The organism is Pedobacter kyonggii, from assembly GCF_004310665.1.
Lineage (GTDB): Bacteria > Bacteroidota > Bacteroidia > Sphingobacteriales > Sphingobacteriaceae > Pedobacter > Pedobacter kyonggii.
Window position 1 is genome coordinate 1 of record NZ_SIXF01000012.1, and the last position, 18,614, is coordinate 18,614.

Consider the following 18,614-nt stretch of genomic DNA (forward strand, 5'->3'; position numbering starts at 1 on the left):
TACAGCAGTTGCTACATAATGGTTGTACCAATGAAAAACGGATTAGCACGAATATATACCTCCTGTTGATGTTTATATGCCTGTTTATGCAAAAAATATTCTTGCCAGTTGTCAGATATGCCAAAGGCTCCGTTAGCTTGATCAAATGTGTAAAGTTCTTTGTATTGAACATGAAAGAGGTAATCGCTACAGGTAGAAAACAGTTCAGAGATATTATAGATAAGTACTGTAAATATGAAAAAAGAAACCACAGAATTAATTTAAACCAACTATTTTCAGCTTAACTTGACGCTCATGCGGAAGGTTCGGGACTGCGCTTCAGTCGAAATGAAGACTAATTTTTATAGTCTGTTAGGGAGATAAAAAGCGATTTAAACAATAAAGTCCCGGCCATAACCGGGACTTTATATTTTTCTTTCTTTTCGACCTAAAAATTAATTGGCAATTCTACCTGCGTTCCGTCCCAGCCAATAACCAGGTTCGCCCCTCCAGTAATCTCTGCAAAGGAAAGGGAGAAGTATTCGATCGGTTTAGCCAGGGTTTTAACCGGAACATTTACACGAACAATGTCCTTAGCCTGATTGTAAGTAAAAGCACCCCATTTATCGGTTTCGCTATTTACAATAATCGTCCAGGTATCTTTGTTTGGAATGGCGAATAAGCTATAGGTACCTGCTTTGATTTTTTTGCCACCAATACTTACCTTTTTGAAGAAACGAACCTCTGTACTTTCGTTGGCACCAAAACGCCAAACCTTTCCATACTGTTCTAAAACGCCAAAAATATCACGTCCTTTTTTCTGTGGGCGCGAATAAACAATTTTTATAACCGGTTTTGTTGGGTCACCAGCTTTTGCCTTTGGGGCATTAAGCGGAAAATAAACAATATCTGCAGGACTTGAATCTGCAACAGGAAATTTTACTTCAGCGGTAGTGGCCTGTTGAGCCTTTGCACTAAAAGAAAGAAGAGCGAAAACAACAATGAAGATATTTTTCATTTGTAGGTTTTTGTTTTCAGTAGCGATGAGCAATCATGATTTTACAGCTATTCGTAAAATCATAACGGTCTCATGTGCTGTGGAATTAAATTTTTAATCCTTAAAAGGATCTAATGGTATAAAAGGCCTAAAAAACTAGTATTTTCTTCCTTTTACGATAGCGTTTAAAAATAAGCCTGCTGTTAACAAACCTAAAACACCACCTAACAAAGCGAAAATGTAGTTTTGAGTAATGATTGCTCCAGTTAAAACTCCGAAGAATAAACCTAAAGCATAATATAACCAGTTGAAATTATTGCTGCTGTTTTCTTGTACACTCATGTTTTTTGTTATTTGGAGGCAAAGTTAATATTTATTTTAATTTTAATTTGTCATTGTACCCAATATTCTAATTAATTATCAATTCTAGCCAATTTATAATCGGCCTTTTTCAGATAAATAATCAATTCGGCCAACCTGTTGTGAAATTTATCAGTTCTTCTGGCATCGGTACCAACGTGCAGCAACAAAATAAAACCATTTAAACCATTGGGTTTTGTTTCGTTAAAAGTTGTAATCGATCGATATATCTCATCGCTCGACCGATAACTTTTCCTCATTTCAGGATAGGTATAATCGGCGTTAGATCGTGTGCCCGGAGTGAAATTGATCAATTGTAAGCCCTGTGCTTTGGTCCAGTTGGCTATGGTTTGATTGTACCATTCGTATGGGGGTAAAAAATAGCGCGACGTTTCTTTGTTAACACCAAAATTTGCCATTGCCTGATAATTGTTGTTTAAATCGGTGTCAAAATCTGTTTTTGTGACAAGGAGGCTGTCGCGTTTATTCCAATCGCAGTACAATAAATGTTTATCAGAATGTGGGCCCAGGTAATGCCCATCGTTTTTTAGTTTTTTAATCAATGATTGGAAATTAGGGTTCCGATAAAAATTTCCGGTAAGAAAAAAGGATGCTTTAACTTTCTCCTGTGCGAGTACCTTGCTTATTTTTTCGCCGCCATCAGCATATTCGTCACCTGTAAAAACCAGGTATATTTTCTTTTGGGTAGAATCGCCCCTGATGTTCGCGCCCAAGCTATAAGTTTTATGGTCGGGTAGGGGGTTGGCCTGTGCTTCCTTGGCTGCCAATAAGTAAATAAGAGATGCTGTACCGTCCATTGTGGGCTCATTCGTACTATAATCGCCATAGTCATCGTGATAAACAGCCAAATCACTCTGAAAGTCTGCATATTCATCAGTATCGTTTAATTTAATCCCGATTAAACCTTTATAAATATTGGTGTAAACCGGTCCATCAACCAATCCGCCGTTTATGGGATAATTTTTTAAATGAGTAAAAGCGGAGTGTGGATCGGTAGGTGTATCTTCCCACTGAGGCAAACCGTAAACCATACTTGTACCCCAGGGGTTGCAACCAAAAAGCCAGTCAAAATTGGCCTGTTCAAGTTCTGCATAAGTTTTATCGCCACTTAATGCCGAATACCAACCACACTGCATGGCAAAGGCTACGGTTAAATTATTACTGCACCAGATAAAGGGAACACCACGGTAAAAGGCATTGTTTTTTGCACGGCTCCAAGCTTGCTTTATTCCCTGCAGATAATAGTTGATAGCTGTTTTATCTTTCAGATCTTGTTTGGTAATTTCGTAATGACCAAGGTTGATGAAAGGATAATATTGATAATGCGCTGCGGTGTCTTTTTGCAGCCAAGGTGTGATGCTTTCATGTTGGGCATAGTTTAAGGCCAATTTTATTTTCTTTTGATCGATCTTTTCTCTTCCGAAATTGAATGATGTTTCTGCCAGTTCCATATCATCAACCCAATTGTCTTCAGCATAAATGTATGGCGATTTTACAGAGGCTGTTTGCGTTACTCCTGGTTTTTGAAGTGCAAATTTATAGGCTGTTTTGGCCTTTTTGGTAAGTGTTTGGGCGTAGGCTTGATCATGCTTTTTAAATAAAACTGAGCCTAAATTAAAAGCACTTGTAAATTTGGCTGCTGTGGAGGAGGTTCCTGTGGTATTGTTCATAAATTTACCGCGTTGCTGTGTTTCGCCAGTAATAAAGTAAAGCGGGCGCTCAAAACCTTTTCCATATTGACTGTCTTCTTTTGGAATCCGCATATTGATATGATCACGGTCATCGGCCAGTTGGTTAAACATGATGTTTTTTTGTGGGTGCATTTTCAACAGCCAATCCAATCCCCATTTAGCTTCGTCCAGAACATCAGCAAGGCCGTTTTTTCCATCCAAACCATTTGCCTGTTGCCGGTCGCCAAAAACCTGAGGGAAATCGCGGTAAGCCATTAATAGATGGTAGGCCGCATTTGCTGAAGTAGTTGAATATTGGAGGTAATCGCTGGCGTCGTGCCAACCACCAGAAGCATCAAAATGTGTACTGTCTTTAATGCCAGCTTTGGCGCCATATAAAACAAAGCCATCGTGGGTGTGGCAGCTATCCTTTAAGTAGGGATTAAAACCACTCCGCTGTTGACGCATATATTGTAGGCAAAAGTCAGCTGAGCCTTTATAAACATTATTATTGATTAGCAACAGGGGAGAAACAATGCCATTTGCACGGATGTAAAATTTTCCTGAACTTTTAAAATCGCTAAAATTTAATCTCGCCGTTTGGTTAAAAGGGCCATAGTTTCCAAAGCTTTTAATATTAGTGGAGGTATAAACAATTTTATTGGTCCCTTTCTCTACTAGCTCAAATTGGGTAGGTATTTCGCCTGTTTTGCTCGCCCATACCGCAACTTTAATACTTTCTGTAGGGTAGCCGAGCAAATTAATCCTAATCCAGCTCTGCTGTTTTTTTCTTGCGGTACCGATAAATGAACACAAAAACCATAGGACGGAGATGAAAGCTGTGGCAAAAAAAAACTTATTTTTCATTGGGATGGGTGATTATTTCATTTAAAATTAGGGTTTTATCAAGATAATGTAAAAGAAACATACAAACATTTGGAAATTAATCAATCGTTTGATTAATTTTGTGTCGTCAAAAAAGAAATGAAAACAGAAAAAATAGATAAAAGACAAGCCATTCTTCAGGCGGCTGAAAAGCTGTTTTGTGAGACGGGGTATGAGGGGACTTCTACCCGCCAGATTGCCAAGGAATCTGGAGCGAACATGGCGATGATAAATTATTATTTCGGTTCTAAAGAAGGGGTTTTTGTAGAGATTATGAACGAGCGTATTGCAAGCTTTGGATCCCAGTTAAAAATCATCAATGAAGATAAGATTTCGGCATTAGAAAAATTGCACAGGGTGATAGAAGGGTATGTAAACAGGATACTGAATAACACGGCGTTTCATAAAATGATGCACAGAGAGCTGTCTTTAACCCAGAGGCCAGAAATGTACGATAAAATTAAAGACGCCATGAGTCATAATATGCAGCTTATTGACCGCATTATTACCGACGGGATAGAAGACGGCGCATTTAATAAAGTGGATGTAAGGATGGTAATTGCCACTATTATGGGTACCATAACCAATGTGGTTATTTCGCCTAACAAGGTAATGCCTGATTCAAACTTTGATCTGAACAATCCAAAAGACAAAAAAATTATTAAAGATCGGACAATCGCTCACTTACAAGATCTAACAACAGTTTATTTAACAACAAAAAAATGATACCCAGATCAATTAGACTAATGCTTGTGGCATCATTAATTCCTGCTGCTTTATTTGCGCAGCATACAAAGGAATTAAATATCAACCAGGCAATAGAACTCGGCATAGCCAATAGTAAAAACTTAAAACTTTCTCAAAATAAAATCGATCAGGCTGTTGCGCAGCTGGAAGTTGTCAAAGACAATGTTCTGCCTACTGCAAATGCTAGTTTTATGTATAATCATGCTGAAATTCCAACAAGCACTTTTACTTTGCCCGGTGGCGGATCATCTTTACAATTGCCTAAAAGAGCCGATGCTTTTGTAGGAACAGCAGCCGTACAAGAATTGGTGTACGGGGGTGGTAAATTAAGATATGCAAAAGAATCGACCAAATTATTGGCCGATGTGGCGCGTTTAGATGCTGATAAAAGTAAAGAAGAAATCACTTATGCGGTAATCAATACCTACTACGCTTTATACAAAGTATTGCAGAGCAGAAAAGTGGTTGATCAGAATTTGGAATCTATCGCAGCGCAGATTAAACAGGCACAGCGTTTCTTCGAACAGGGCATTGTAACCAAAAATGATGTATTGCGTTTTCAATTGCAACAGGCAAATGTTTCGCTAACCCAAATGGATATCGAGAGCAACCGTAAAGTAATCAATTACAACCTGGATATCTTGTTAGGTTTACCAGAAGATACTGAAGTGAAAATTCTTGATCCAACAGCTAGCTTAAAAACCCCAGGCTCGTTAAATGAATACATCGGGCAGGCAATGGCTAATCGCCAGGAGCTAAAACAACTTGACGTGCAGAACAAGGTTGCCGATTTTAATATTAAAACCATCAAAGCCAATACGTTGCCTACCGTTGGTGTTGGTGCTAACTTATATTATATTAATCCAAGTGGCAATTTTATCCCGCCAACAAACCAGTACTTAATGCCCATTACATTAGGCGCTACGGTATCGTGGAATATCGGCAATCTTTGGACCAATAAGAACAAAGTAAGTGAAGCTAAGATTCAGCAAAGCGAAATTACCATTCAGAAAGATATCTTATCTGATCAGGTAAAAACAGATATCAACAAAAATTTTCAAAGTTACCAGGTGGCGATGAACAAGATCCAGGTTTTGGAAACTTCGATTGCACAAGCCACCGAAAACGATAAGTTATTGGCATCTAAATACAAGAATAATGTGGCTTCGGTTACCGACCGCATCGATGCTGAAACTTTATTGTACCAGGCAAAAATAAACTTAGAGATAGCTAAGGCAGACGCTGGTTTGGCTTACTATACCCTATTAAAATCAACAGGAAAAATAACGCAATAATACAGCAATGACAACTGAAAAGAAAAAAAAGAACATAGTAGTACCCATCATTTTAGGTGTTTTACTAGTAATAGGGATAATCTTCGGGATTATAGAATGGAATTATTATAGCAAACATGTAGATACGGATGATGCTCAGATTGATGGCGACATAAGCCCTGTTGTTGCACGCGTTGGCGGTTATGTTAAGGATATTAATTTTGAAGAAAATACACATGTTACCGAAGGGCAGGTTTTAGTAAAGCTTGATGATAACGATTTCAAGGTTAAATTAGAGCAGGCAGAATCTGGTCAGAAAGGTGCAAGTGCAGGAGTTGGTGTTGCTGAATCGCAAATTGTGGCTACCCAAGCCAATACTGGTACTGCAAAAGCAAACGTTGATGCCGCAAAATCAAATGTTGAGGCTGCCAATGTTAAATTAAATTTAGCGCAGAAAGATTATAATCGTTACGAAAACCTGGTGAAAGATGGTTCAATCACACAGCAAGCTTTCGATCAGGCAAAGGCGAGTAAGGAATCTGCAGAAGCAGCAAGACAATCTGCTCTGGCAGCATACCGCGCAGCGCAAGATCAATATAATGCTGCAGTTAAACAGGTTGGTACTACACAATCGCAGTTAGCGGTGAGCAGCAATGTAATCAGCCAGCGTCAAAATGATATCGATTTTGCAAAGCTTCAATTATCTTATACCGATATCAAAGCCCCTGCAACTGGTATCGTTTCTAAAAAGAATGTTCAAAAGGGACAATTGGTTCAGGCGGGTCAATCTTTATTTTCTATCGTGAATGATGGAAGCATTTATGTGACGGCAAACTTTAAAGAAACCCAATTGGAAAAAATTAAAGAAGGTTCTAAAGTAGAGATCGAGGTTGATGCTTATCCTGACGAAAAAATTCAGGGCGAAGTTTATAATTTCTCTCCGATTACCGGCGCAAAAGGATCTTTATTGCCTCCTGATAATGCTACTGGTAACTTTGTTAAAGTAGTACAACGCGTTCCGGTAAAAATCAAAATCCATCCATCAAAAGAACTGTTGGCTAAATTACGTCCAGGTATGAGCGTTAAAGCCTCAGTATCTACTAAATAATATTAAAATGGCCGAAGTAGGTTTAAAAAAGTGGATTATTACATTTACGGTAATCACAGCTTCTTTGTTGGAGCTGATTGATACAACCATCGTAAACGTGGCAATTCCACAAATACAGGGAAACCTGGGCGCTACCCTGGAGGATATCGCCTGGTTATCTACTGGATATGCCGTTGCGAACGTAATCGTCCTGCCTATGTCGGGCTGGTTGGGGAGTCGTTTCGGGCGCAAAAATTATTTCTTAACCTCCATTATCGTTTTTACCCTTGTTTCCTTTTTATGTGGAAACGCAACATCTTTAAATGAACTTATTTTGTTTAGGATTTTGCAGGGAGTAGCCGGGGGAGGATTAATTTCAACAGCACAAGCTATTCTGATTGAAACTTGGCCACGTGAGGATGTGGGTATTGCTACTGCACTGTTTGGTTTAGGTGCTGTTGTTGGTCCAACCGTTGGTCCAACCATTGGTGGTTATATTTTAGAGATTGCTGATTGGCCTTGGATTTTCTATGTAAATATTCCCGTCGGAATCCTCGCCGCCTATTGTACCTACACTTTTATTCGAGAGACGCCAAAAGATGGAAAAGGTAAGCCCGTTGATTGGTGGGGAATAGCACTATTGGCCATTGCTGTTGGTAGTTTGCAGACGGTACTTGAAAAAGGCGAAAGTGAAGACTGGTTTTCTACACCATATATTACGGCTTTAGCTGTAGTATCTGTTTTTGGTTTGCTTCTATTTATCTGGAGAGAAACCGCTACCGAATACCCGATCGTAAACCTGAGGATTATGAAGAAACGGAGTTTTTCTATCGGGATGTTTACCTCCTTCATTTTAGGGTTTGGATTATATGGCTCGGTATTCGTGTTCCCCGTATTTGCGCAAAACCTTTTAGGTTTTACTCCTTTACAAACAGGTAAGCTGTTTATTGCAGGTGGTATTTGTACCATTGCTATGATGCCTTTCATTGGTATTATGCTTAAAAAGGGTGTGCCCGCACAATTTATGGCTACAGGAGGCATGTTTTTATTCTTCGTTTTCTGCTGGATGTTAAGCAATTCTACATTGGCTTCCGGAACAGGAGATTTCTTCTGGCCATTGGTGATTAGAGGTTTTGGTATGGCTTTATTGTTTGTACCACTAACCACTTTAGCCATGCAGGATTTGTCGGGGGCAGAGATTGGTCAAGGTTCTGGTTTGAATAACATGAGCAGACAATTAGGCGGTTCTTTTGGTATCGCAGCGTTAACAACACTGATCCATATCCGTTCAGGTTTCCATAGAAGTAGTTTACTTGTAAACGTTAATGAATATAACCCCGCATTTATTCAGAAGTTAAATGCATTAACAAGTGGTTTTATGGCTAAAGGATCATCGTTTATTGATGCCAAATTAATGGCGATGAAAGCAATTGAAGGTTCGGTAATTAAACAAACCATGCTGCTTACTTATAATGATGCTTATTGGGTTGCAGGATTGATCATGTTGTTCTCTATACCTTTGCTGTACCTTCAAAAGTTTAAGAAAAATGCAAACATTGTGACAGATGCGCACTAAAATTTGCAAAGAAATGCCATAAAAAATGGCAAAAAACAAAAACAGCCGGTGTATTTTATTACATCGGCTGTTTTAACCCAAAAAATTAACAATCAATGCAATGCCCTTAAACATTGCAAATGTTCTTACTTAACCACATTGTCGCCAAATAAGATTCTAAAATTAAAATTTATTCTACAATTTTCCAAATTGTAAGCCTTAGAATTTTAATACCTTATGCATTTTTTGTAGTATTACGGTATACAAAACTATTGCATAAGCTATGCCTAAACTTCGTTTAACTACGCAACGAGAATCTATTTTTAATAACGAGGTAATCTCAAAATTCGAACTATTTAATAGTTTATTTCTCACCTTGCCTTTTTACAAAATTAAAGATACCGGAACATTGCTTCCGCTGTTTTTTAAGAGCTGTGAAGAAGGCATTGCAAACGGAGAAAAACCTGCACAGATTATCGAAGAATTTTTTGCCAAGTATACCAGTTATACCGACCCTAAGGATATTGTTGACCTGCTTTTCCGTTTTATCCAGTATATCGAGCGTCAGGTGGTGCTTTTTGATGCCGTTGAAGATGCTTCTTTTACCAAGTTAAATACAACTGACGAGCAAAGTACGCTGGCGTTCATCTTAAAAAAGAATGCAGATAATAAACCCATGCTATCAAAAATTGAGAAGTTGATTGACGAACTTTCGCTTCGTTTGGTTTTAACTGCACACCCAACTCAGTTTTACCCTGGAAGTGTATTGGCCATTATTACCGATTTAACTAAGGCCATTCGTGATAACGACCTTACTTCGATGAACTCACTGTTACAGCAACTGGGTAAAACGCCATTTTTTAACAAAAAATCGCCAACACCGGTTGATGAGGCCCTAAACCTGGCCTGGTTCTTAGAAAATACGTTTTACTTCGCTGCGGCGAATATTCAGGAAGAGATAGACCAGAACCTGGATGAATACAACCTGGAGACCAAGAAAATTTTAGAACTGGGTTTCTGGCCTGGAGGAGATCGGGATGGAAATCCAAATATCCATGCCGCTACGACCTTAGAAGTTTCTAAAATGTTGCGCCAGATCCTTTTCCGTTGTTATTACCGCGATTTCAGGGTGATTAAACGCCGCATCACCTTTAGAGGTGTTGAAGAAAATATCGCAAAACTGCACGATGTACTGTATCTAAATGCTTTCGACCAGACTTGTGAGCTTCATGATATCTCTGATGAACTAAGGGATAACCTGAATAAAATTAAAGAAACATTGTTGGCCGAACATGAAGGTTTGTTTGTTGATCTGGTTAACGATCTGATCCGTAAGATAGATTTATATGGTAACTACTTTGCGTCGTTAGATATTCGTCAGGATAGCCGCGTACTGAGAAACGTACATACCTATTGCCGTGCAAATAAGCCGATTTCTTCGCTGTATCCTGCTGATTATGATAAACTATCCGAAGCAGAGAAATTAGCTTTAATCTCTTTTAAAGAGGCAACTGTTGTTTACACCAGTGAGCCCGATGCTTTGACAAAAGATACCATTGAAGTAATCAAAGAAATTAAAGGCATTCAAAGACGTAATGGCGAAAAAGCCTGTCACCGTTTTATTATCAGTAATTGCCAGCAGGCGAGCGATATCCTTCAGTTGATTGAGCTTTTCCTTTGGAATGGCTGGAGTAAAGAATCGTTGACTATTGATTTTGTGCCGCTTTTTGAAACCGTTAACGATTTAAAGGGCGCAGCTGCAATTATGGATACGCTTTATAGTAATCCATTCTATAAGGCACATTTAGCCAGCCGTGGAAATAAACAGGATATTATGCTTGGTTATTCTGACAGCACCAAAGATGGAGGTTATTTAATGGCCAATTGGTCTATTTTTAACGGAAAAACATCATTATCTGCGGTTTCTGCTAAACACAATATTCAACTGGCGTTTTTTGATGGCCGTGGTGGGCCGCCTGCGCGTGGTGGGGGTAAAACACATCGTTTTTATGCTTCTATGGGTAAGGAAATTGCGAATAAGAACATGCAGTTAACTGTTCAGGGGCAAACCATCAGTTCTCAATATGGTTCGGTAGAAAGCGCTGAATTTAATATCGAGCAATTAATCAACGCTGGATTAACCTCTGGATTGAAAGAAAAACACAATATTCTGTTAGATCCTGAGAATAAAACCTTACTTGACGAAATGGCCGAAGAAAGCTACAAGGCTTTTGTCGACTTGCGTGAACACCCATTATTTGTGAGTTATCTTGAGAAATTATCGCCTTTAAAGTTATTGTCGCAAGCTAACATTAGTAGCCGACCGGTTAAAAGAAACGGTGGAGGCGAAATGAAGCTAGAAGATTTAAGGGCTATTAGTTTTGTTACCGCCTGGAGTATGCTGAAACAGAATGTTCCAGGTTTCTATGGAATGGGAACAGCTTTAAAAAATCAGGAGAAAGCAGGAAATTGGGATAAAGTGCTTAAAGTTTATCAAGATTCTGATTATCTGAAAACGATTGTAGATAACTGTATGATGAGTATGAGCAAATCAGACTTTACCATTACAGCGCATTTGGCCGCAGATAAGGAATTTGGTGCTTTTTGGGCTCAATTACATAACGAATTCGAGTTAGCTAAGGAGATGCTTTTAAAACTTTCCGGACAGCCAACATTAATGGCTAATTATCCTGTAGATAAAAAATCAATCGCCACCCGCGAAAAAATCATTTTGCCATTGGTATTGATTCAGCATTTCGCTTTAGAAAAACTGCAACACGACCAGAATGAGAAAGACCAGCATGCTTTAGAAAAACTTGCCGTTAGAACGGTATTTGGTATTGTAAATGCGGGTAGGAATTTAGCTTAATTAAGCCAATCCTTTTAGGTTTATAACATATTTCTAAGGTCTGTGTCCTCACAGGCCTTTTTTGTGGCAAATTTTGTTGTCTGTTGTCATTCTGAGGCACGAAGAATCTCTAACATAAGAATTACTGGACTCAATAATGAGCCACAACTTTCTGAATTTGCTACTATGAGGCAGATTCTTCACTGCGTTCAGAAAGACAAACTGAGGTGGCTTTAATACTCGTTGCGAAAGCGCCTTTAAACAAAAATCCCTCGCTGATTTTTCATCAACGAGGGATTTTATATTATAAAAGTCAGATTAAGCTTTAAAACGATTATCGATCAATCGAACCCATTACTTTTTGGCCGAAAGCATTTAATGCGTCTTTTTCGGCTGCACCTTCGCTTACCATTTGATGTACTTCTAAGGCACCACAAATATTGGTAATCATTTCACCTGCAACATCAACTTCGTGTTCGCTAATCCCTCTAAACTCGCAAAAAGCCTCTAAAACCTCCAAAGTTGTTTCCAGTTGTGCTGGAGTGGTGTTTTGAAATAATTGTCTTATAACCGGAATCTTCATTACTTTATCTTGTTAAATAGTTCAATTAAACCTTCTGCTTTGTTGGTTTGTACCTGATCTACCAAGCTACCGCCTTCAAAAGCTGCGAAAGTTGGTAAATTATCAACATTTGCAAATTTGCGTGAGTTTGGAAGTTTTTCGGCATCAACAATCAAGAAAGCTACATCTTCATTTTCTGAAGCCAGTTTTTTAAACTTTGGTTTCATGATTCTGCAGTTTCCACACCAGGATGCAGCATACTGAACCATTACCTTTGAGTTATCGGCTAAATACTGTTGAAGATTATCTTCTGTTAATTCTAAAAACATAACGTTTTGTTTAATTAGTTAGCGGCTAAATATTCAGCAACGCCAGTTCTGTTCGCATTCATTGCTTCTTTTCCTTCTTCCCAGTTTGCAGGACAAACTTCACCGTGTTTTTGAACGTGAGCGTAAGCATCGATTAAACGTAAATATTCTTTAACGTTTCTACCTAATGGCATATCGTTAACACTTTCGTGGAAAACTTTACCAGTTTCGTCAATTAAATAAGTAGCTCTGAAAGAAACATTTGATCCTGAGAAAGATTCGTTTCCTTCTTCATCATAGTTAACTTCTTGATCTAAAATATCTAAGATACCAGATAACTGTCTGTGGGTATCAGCTAAGATCGGGTAAGTAACACCTTCAATGCCACCGTTTTCTTTTGGTGTATTTAACCAGGCGAAGTGAACTTCGTTGGTATCGCAAGATGCACCGATTACAATTGTGTTTCTTTTTTCAAACTCAGGTAAAGCAGCTTGGAAAGCATGTAATTCTGTAGGGCAAACGAAAGTAAAATCTTTTGGATACCAGAACAATAACACTTTGCTATTTTTATTTACAGCCTCTTCAAATACATTGATTTTCAAGTCATCACCCATGTCTGACATTGCATCAATACTAACACTTGGGAATTTTTTGCCTACTATTGCCATAATTTTTTGTCTTTAATTTTATGCCACAAAGGTAAGGCTAAAACAGATGTCAAGCAACCCCGTTTCACTAATTGTTAATTGTATTTATTGATAGCGATATAGACGAAAGCTATATTGTTGAAATAAAATATAGCTGAGTTCTATTTCTTTCCTTTGCTGTCATGCTCAGGCACGAAGCATCTGTTTCATAGGTTGCGGATGCTTTATATAAAAGGTCGTCATTGCGAGGCACGAAGCAATCTTAAAGCGCTAGCTAGTAGCTATCGTTGTAAGATTGCTTCGTTGGCTGAAAAAGCCTCCTCGCAATGACGACCAAATAAAAAGCTACTTCTTCAATGTATTTTCATACAATTTAAATATCCTTTTATATTCATCTGTCCAGCTGCTGGGCTCAATAAAGCCGTGGTCTTCAACGGGGTAAACGGCAAGCTCCCAATTATTTTTACCCAGCTCTATAAAACGTTGACTAATGCGCACAATATCCTGAAAATGAACATTCACATCCACCATTCCATGCGCCATTAAAAGATTGCCCTTTAACTTATCGGCGAAGTAGATCGGCGAGCTTCTTTTGTATGCAATCGGGTCGTTAAACGGTTCGTTTAAAATATTTGAGGTATAACCATGGTTGTAATGCGCCCAGTCGGTAACCGAACGTAAAGCTGCACCACTGGCAAAAACATCTGCTTCGTTAAACATGGCCATCAAAGTAATAAAGCCACCATACGAGCCCCCGTATAAACCAACATGCTGTGGATTAACACCATATTTCTCCACCAAAAATTTAACGCCATCCACTTGGTCGATTAAATCTTTTCCACCCATGTGGCGGTAAATACCAGTACGGTGATCGCGACCATAACCAGAACTTCCGGTATAATCAATATCAATCACTGTATAACCGTTGTCGGCCAGTAAATTATTGAACATGAACTCGCGGAAGTAAGTACTCCAGCCAAAGTGAATGTTTTGAAGATAACCTGCACCGTGCACAAAAACTACTGCAGGGTGGTTAGGGTGTGGATTATCCGATTTATACACCCTTGCGTAAACATCAACACCATAACGGTTTTTAAATGTAACCATATCTGGCTGACGCCATTTGTAGGAATTAAACTCTGCAGAAGTAGATTGGGTAATTTTTTCGGCTTTAGCACCAACCTTATTAGGCTGAAGATACAGCTCACCAGGCTTATCCATAAAGGAATAATTAATGGCAATGTATTTTTCGTCAGGAGAGAGGGTGATATCATTCAAGCCTTTCATGGTGGTAATCTGAACAAGGTCACCACCATTAACACTGATTTTAAAGAAATTAGTAATCCCTGGATGTTCTTTATTAGCTTTGATATAAAATGTGCTTCTATCTTTTGAGAGCTGAACAGATTGTACTTCCCATTTGCCAGAAGTAAGTTGTTTTTTATCACCTGAGGCAATATTGGCAATATAAAGGTGCGAATACCCGGTAGCTTCGCTTTGATAATAAAAACGGTTGTTATCTATCCATCCGGTGCTGCCTTGGTAATAACCACTAATGCCTGGGCCACCAATCCAGGCTTCGTCATGCTGACGGTCTACGATAGAGAATTTTCCAGTTAAGGCATCTAATTTTAAAATCCAGCGGTCTTTGTTATCCGTTGAAGTTGCAACTACAATTGCAGTACTTCCGTTACCGTTCCAAAGCGGACCAAAGAAATTTAGAGGTCTGTCTGCGTTTTTCTTTTTTAGGGTATCCAATTCTTTTGGATAATCTTTAAGATAATCAGGAAGATCTTTAATGCCCGGTATGGTAGAAGTCTTTATCGCATAAACAGAATCTCTTTGGGTATCGTATATAAAACCATGCGAGGTATTTTCATTTTCGCCAACCTTGGTTCTTCCAGGAATATCTTCCGTATAACCCGAAGAAGTAATATAGTTTGGAACGATAGTGCCATGGTTATTCTGTGCCGGAGTGGTGAGCTTATAGGTGATGTAGCGCCCATCTGGACTAATGGTTACGCCGTTTAAAAATTTATCTTCGGTATAAAGTTCTTTTAGCGGCTTTGTATCTCCAGCGGCTGCACCCGAACGGCCTCTTCCTGCCCGGGAACTGTTTCTGGTTTCAGCATTTCTCTTTTTGATGATATCGAAAAGTTCGGTTTGCTGTATTTTCAGCCATTTGTCCTGCTCGGTAACAGGCTTGGTTTCTGGTCGGCCTGCTTTTTTACCTTTAACAAAGTTGGTAAGCTGTTTGGTCTCGGCAGATTTTAAATCAACTTCGAATAAATTATCGCCCAATTGATAAACAACATTTCCATTGGTTAAAAAAACAGGACTGTTCTCTCTCTCTTGTGTACTGGTTAACCGGGTTTCTTTATTGCTTTTGAAATTCTGTAAGTAGATGTCGCCGCTTTTTTCGATTAAACCAAGTGAGCGGTCGGTATTATAGGTATAGTTTAAACTTAAAAGCTTTTCATCTTCCTTTTCTGCTGCTTTAACGGGTTTGGTAGCTGTTGCTGAAACTTTGAATAATTCTTCTTTAGCTTTGTTTTCAGGGTTCCAGTTGAAGTAAAGGGTTTTGCTATCTGCAGTCCAACGGAAATTGGTTGGTGCAACGCCCATCCACTTTGGATCGCGCATTATCTTTTCGACGGTTAATGGCGCTAGTTGTTGCGCAAAAGTATATTCGCCAGTGCAAAGCAAAAGGAAAAGTAAATATTTCTTCATGAATTTTAGGTTTGGCTGCAATTTAGGTAAAGAGCAAACTAATTGTAGAAGGAAATGGAAATGTTACAACAACCTCACCCTATGAACGGTAGTGCTTTATCGTAAAGGCTGTTCATTCCCTCTCCTGGAGGAGAGGGATGCGAAAGACAGAAGTAGCCGGATTAACTTAGATAGGGTTAGCGAATCACCCTACCTGTTTTATCCACGTTTACATCATCAAAGGGCTTTAGGTACTCGTTGATGATTACTGCAAATTCTCGCCTGGTTAACACCTTTTTAAGATCGTATTTAGAAGCGAATTTGTAATTTTTGTTCCATTTTTTTTGCAACTCAGTTTTGGTTGCCTCAACAGATTTATTACCCACATAACAAATCAGGCCAATGGTGTTTTCTAAATTAATTTGAATATTTTGATGATCGTCGAACCAGATCTGAGCCTTGTAATAATAATCTTTGATCGGCTGTTTAATTTCATCGTAGGTAACTTCTTTTTCGGGATTGAAATAGGCTTTATCTTGCTTTATTTCAGCTTTAAGAATGCCCGTTATTCCAATTTTTTGGATCGCTAACCAATTAGAATCTATCACTTTTATATCCTCGAAAGGCATTAATGTGTGTTTGTAACTAAGTAGCTCGCCCTGAATCCTTTTCAGGTTTGATATGCTGGTTTTGGTGTCGAAAAAAGCCGCATAAGCGGCAGTTGCACCAGCCGCGGGGCCGATTTCAAATTGATCGGCAGGAATATATAAAAGGTTTTCTTGGTTAGGAATAAGTAAGTTATATAATGATAAAAAATTGGCCCCTTTTGAATAAACACTTGCTACTGCTGTTCTATAAAGATTTTCGTTATAATTTAATGGACTTGAAACAGCGGAATTTAGGTTTGTAATTTTTAATGCAGTCATTAATTGATCTGGTTTATCGGCCAGAACGAGAATCTTTGCCTTAATGCTTTTGTCTTTCGTGAGTTTAACCTCCCAGCCACTGCCTGATCGTTTAATTTCTGTGTAGGGCGTATTATTGATCACATTAAGTAGTTGCGTGCTATCAACTGTCACTTTTACCGGCTTCTTTTTATCAGGTTTTGGTTTGGGGGCCCTTAAGCTTTTTGCATTTTCGATTTCCCTTTTTAGGAAACTTTGATAAAAAGATAGCGTTGTTTTAGACCGGCCTTCAGAAACCTTCTTAAGATCAAGTTGTTCTTTTTGCGTAAGGAGAATGGTTTTAACACCAGATTTGAACGACTGAAAAGATGCGGCATAGGCAGCATCGCCACTACCTATAACCAATACATCTGTTTTTAAGGTTTGGGCATGTATAACCATAGGAATTATGAATGCGAAAACAAAACACAATCTTTTCATCTTTGAATATTAAAATTTGTTGCAATATGCTTTAAATGAATGAATTTTTAATGAAATGGATGCATTTTAACTAAATTTAACTCACAACTTAGATAGGCTAGTTTGAGCTTATTTCTAAGAGAGACCATTAAACCTTTCGATAAGCTCAAGAGGACAACGAACAAAATGGAAGAAGAAATTAAAACGGTTTTCGATTTACAGGAGAAACACAAATTCGAGTTGCGTAAAACGGATGCTAAAACCCGTATCGGAAAATTAAAGTTGCTGAAGCAAGCTTTAGAAAAAGCCGAAGCGGAAATATATGCTGCATTAGAAACCGATTTGCACAAAAATCGGTTTGAAACCGCAGTAACCGAGCTGTTTTTCACCTACGCAGAAATAGATCACGCTATAAAAAAGCTGCATGGCTGGATGAAACCAAAATCGGCAAGCAGAACCATGAGTAATGTTTTCGCTAAGAACAGAATCTATTATGAACCAAAAGGGGTTTGCCTGATTATTGCGCCCTGGAATTATCCCCTGCAGTTAATCATGAGTCCATTGGTTTCGGCAATAGCAGCAGGAAATTGCGTAATGCTTAAGCCGTCTGAATTGAGTTCGGCGACGGCAGGGGTGATCAATAAATTAATTTCAAATACTTTTGAGATAAAAGAAATAGCCTGTTTTGAGGGAGATGCCGAAGTTTCTACAGCGCTGTTAAAACTTCCTTTTGATCATATATTTTTTACAGGAAGCACCGCAATTGGCAAGGTGGTGATGGAAGCTGCGGCAAAAAATCTTAGCTCTGTTACCTTAGAGCTTGGTGGCAAATCGCCGGCGATTGTAGATGAAACCTGCGATGTAAAAAAAGCAGCTGAAAAAATTGCCTGGGGCAAATTGGTTAATGCAGGGCAGACCTGTATTGCGCCAGATTATGTGCTGATTAAAGATAATTTGCTGACCGATTTTGTAGCGCATTATGAAAAAGCTGTCAGAAAAATGTTTTTTGATGAAGTGGAAATTAACAAAGATGATTATGCCAAAATCATTAATCTAAAGCAGTTTATCCGCTTAAATAAATTAATTGAAGAGGCTCTTCGTGATGGAGCAGTGTTGGCCTTTGGTGGAAAATCTAACGAAAAAGATTTAACCATTACACCAACGCTTTTAACTTCGGTAGCCGAGGGTAGCAGCATCATGCAGGAAGAAATTTTTGGACCAATTTTGCCCGTTATTACTTACAACAATCTACAGGAGGCAATTGATTTGGTGAACAGGAAAGAAAAGCCTTTGGCACTTTATATTTTCTCGGGTAATAAACAGAACCAAAATAAAATTCTTACTGAAACAAGTGCAGGCGGAACCTGTGTAAATGACGTATTGGTCCATATCGGTAACCCAAATTTACCTTTCGGCGGAGTAAACAATAGCGGCATAGGCAGTTGTCATGGTGTTTTTGGTTTTAAAACCTTTTCGCACGAAAGGGCAGTGGTTTTCCAGTCGAAGTTGGGATTAACCAAAATGATTTATCCGCCTTACGGAAAAAAAATGACCTTGTTAAAATGGTTGAAGAGATTGATGTAGATTTAGTATCCCGCAGA

15 protein-coding genes are annotated in these 18,614 nt (G+C 38.7%); 7 read left to right on the plus strand and 8 right to left on the minus strand.

Features of this window, described 5'->3' with window-relative positions:
• A partial coding sequence (locus EYS08_RS26055; protein ID WP_208745856.1) for a hypothetical protein occupies positions 1-284 on the plus strand: 284 nt, incomplete at its 5' end.
• 143 nt (positions 285-427) lie between these two features.
• Here EYS08_RS26055 and EYS08_RS13395 read toward each other — a convergent pair.
• From EYS08_RS13395 to EYS08_RS13405, 3 genes are all read right to left on the minus strand, one after another.
• Positions 428-997 (minus strand): DUF2911 domain-containing protein, encoded by a 570-nt coding sequence (locus EYS08_RS13395; RefSeq protein WP_131030527.1) that lies wholly within the window; start codon positions 995-997, stop codon positions 428-430.
• 135 nt (positions 998-1,132) lie between these two features.
• On the minus strand, positions 1,133-1,318 hold the full coding sequence (locus tag EYS08_RS13400; protein ID WP_025141696.1) for a hypothetical protein: 186 nt from the start codon (positions 1,316-1,318) through the stop codon (positions 1,133-1,135).
• A 71-nt stretch (positions 1,319-1,389) separates the two neighbouring features.
• Positions 1,390-3,894 carry a glycoside hydrolase family 9 protein gene (locus EYS08_RS13405; RefSeq protein ID WP_131030528.1) on the minus strand — a complete coding sequence of 835 codons (2,505 nt, stop codon included), beginning with the start codon at positions 3,892-3,894 and terminating at the stop codon, positions 1,390-1,392.
• 117 nt (positions 3,895-4,011) lie between these two features.
• Between EYS08_RS13405 and EYS08_RS13410 the strand changes: the two genes are divergently transcribed.
• The 5 genes from EYS08_RS13410 to EYS08_RS13430 all read left to right on the plus strand — a co-directional run bounded on the left by EYS08_RS13410 (position 4,012) and on the right by EYS08_RS13430 (position 11,444).
• Positions 4,012-4,638: a TetR/AcrR family transcriptional regulator gene (locus tag EYS08_RS13410; RefSeq protein WP_131030529.1), complete on the plus strand. Its 627-nt coding sequence runs from the start codon at positions 4,012-4,014 to the stop codon at positions 4,636-4,638.
• Positions 4,635-5,954: a TolC family protein gene (locus EYS08_RS13415; RefSeq protein ID WP_131030530.1), complete on the plus strand. Its 1,320-nt coding sequence runs from the start codon at positions 4,635-4,637 to the stop codon at positions 5,952-5,954. The genes EYS08_RS13410 and EYS08_RS13415 overlap by 4 nt, the downstream gene beginning before the upstream one ends.
• A 7-nt stretch (positions 5,955-5,961) precedes the next feature.
• Positions 5,962-7,041 (plus strand): HlyD family secretion protein, encoded by a 1,080-nt coding sequence (locus EYS08_RS13420; protein ID WP_131030531.1) that lies wholly within the window; start codon positions 5,962-5,964, stop codon positions 7,039-7,041.
• Between the two features lie 7 nt (positions 7,042-7,048).
• Positions 7,049-8,596, plus strand: coding sequence for a DHA2 family efflux MFS transporter permease subunit (locus EYS08_RS13425; RefSeq protein WP_131030532.1), 1,548 nt, complete (start codon positions 7,049-7,051; stop codon positions 8,594-8,596).
• 262 nt (positions 8,597-8,858) lie between these two features.
• On the plus strand, positions 8,859-11,444 hold the full coding sequence (locus tag EYS08_RS13430; protein WP_131030533.1) for a phosphoenolpyruvate carboxylase: 2,586 nt from the start codon (positions 8,859-8,861) through the stop codon (positions 11,442-11,444).
• Positions 11,445-11,757: 313 nt separating this feature from the next.
• Here the strand turns inward: EYS08_RS13430 and EYS08_RS13435 are convergent, their stop codons facing one another.
• The 5 genes from EYS08_RS13435 to EYS08_RS13455 all read right to left on the minus strand — a co-directional run bounded on the left by EYS08_RS13435 (position 11,758) and on the right by EYS08_RS13455 (position 17,034).
• Positions 11,758-12,006 carry a DUF6952 family protein gene (locus EYS08_RS13435; protein ID WP_131030534.1) on the minus strand — a complete coding sequence of 83 codons (249 nt, stop codon included), beginning with the start codon at positions 12,004-12,006 and terminating at the stop codon, positions 11,758-11,760.
• Positions 12,006-12,314, minus strand: coding sequence for a thioredoxin family protein (locus EYS08_RS13440; RefSeq protein WP_025141703.1), 309 nt, complete (start codon positions 12,312-12,314; stop codon positions 12,006-12,008). Before EYS08_RS13440 ends, EYS08_RS13435 begins: the two co-directional genes overlap by 1 nt.
• Before the next feature lie 14 nt (positions 12,315-12,328).
• Positions 12,329-12,961, minus strand: a complete 633-nt coding sequence (locus tag EYS08_RS13445) for a peroxiredoxin (RefSeq protein WP_131030535.1) — start codon at positions 12,959-12,961, stop codon at positions 12,329-12,331.
• A 324-nt stretch (positions 12,962-13,285) separates the two neighbouring features.
• Complete coding sequence (locus tag EYS08_RS13450) at positions 13,286-15,670, minus strand: S9 family peptidase (RefSeq protein WP_165456453.1); 2,385 nt, start codon at positions 15,668-15,670, stop codon at positions 13,286-13,288.
• Between the two features lie 176 nt (positions 15,671-15,846).
• Positions 15,847-17,034 (minus strand): hypothetical protein, encoded by a 1,188-nt coding sequence (locus EYS08_RS13455; protein WP_131030536.1) that lies wholly within the window; start codon positions 17,032-17,034, stop codon positions 15,847-15,849.
• A gap of 102 nt (positions 17,035-17,136) precedes the next feature.
• Between EYS08_RS13455 and EYS08_RS13460 the strand changes: the two genes are divergently transcribed.
• Positions 17,137-18,597: an aldehyde dehydrogenase family protein gene (locus EYS08_RS13460; protein WP_262711733.1), complete on the plus strand. Its 1,461-nt coding sequence runs from the start codon at positions 17,137-17,139 to the stop codon at positions 18,595-18,597.
• The last annotated feature ends 17 nt before the right edge of the window (positions 18,598-18,614 follow it).

What these genes read in the sequence shown, in the direction of transcription:
- EYS08_RS13425 (WP_131030532.1), top strand. Translation starts at nt 7,049, where the DNA reads ATGGCCGAAGTAGGTTTAAAAAAGTGGATTATTACATTTACGGTAATC.
- EYS08_RS13450 (WP_165456453.1), bottom strand. Translation starts at nt 15,670, where the DNA reads ATGAAGAAATATTTACTTTTCCTTTTGCTTTGCACTGGCGAATATACT.
- EYS08_RS13455 (WP_131030536.1), bottom strand. Translation starts at nt 17,034, where the DNA reads ATGAAAAGATTGTGTTTTGTTTTCGCATTCATAATTCCTATGGTTATA.
- EYS08_RS13435 (WP_131030534.1), bottom strand. Translation starts at nt 12,006, where the DNA reads ATGAAGATTCCGGTTATAAGACAATTATTTCAAAACACCACTCCAGCA.
- EYS08_RS13395 (WP_131030527.1), bottom strand. Translation starts at nt 997, where the DNA reads ATGAAAAATATCTTCATTGTTGTTTTCGCTCTTCTTTCTTTTAGTGCA.
- EYS08_RS13400 (WP_025141696.1), bottom strand. Translation starts at nt 1,318, where the DNA reads ATGAGTGTACAAGAAAACAGCAGCAATAATTTCAACTGGTTATATTAT.
- EYS08_RS13440 (WP_025141703.1), bottom strand. Translation starts at nt 12,314, where the DNA reads ATGTTTTTAGAATTAACAGAAGATAATCTTCAACAGTATTTAGCCGAT.
- EYS08_RS13410 (WP_131030529.1), top strand. Translation starts at nt 4,012, where the DNA reads ATGAAAACAGAAAAAATAGATAAAAGACAAGCCATTCTTCAGGCGGCT.
- EYS08_RS13430 (WP_131030533.1), top strand. Translation starts at nt 8,859, where the DNA reads ATGCCTAAACTTCGTTTAACTACGCAACGAGAATCTATTTTTAATAAC.
- EYS08_RS13415 (WP_131030530.1), top strand. Translation starts at nt 4,635, where the DNA reads ATGATACCCAGATCAATTAGACTAATGCTTGTGGCATCATTAATTCCT.
- EYS08_RS13445 (WP_131030535.1), bottom strand. Translation starts at nt 12,961, where the DNA reads ATGGCAATAGTAGGCAAAAAATTCCCAAGTGTTAGTATTGATGCAATG.
- EYS08_RS13405 (WP_131030528.1), bottom strand. Translation starts at nt 3,894, where the DNA reads ATGAAAAATAAGTTTTTTTTTGCCACAGCTTTCATCTCCGTCCTATGG.
- EYS08_RS13420 (WP_131030531.1), top strand. Translation starts at nt 5,962, where the DNA reads ATGACAACTGAAAAGAAAAAAAAGAACATAGTAGTACCCATCATTTTA.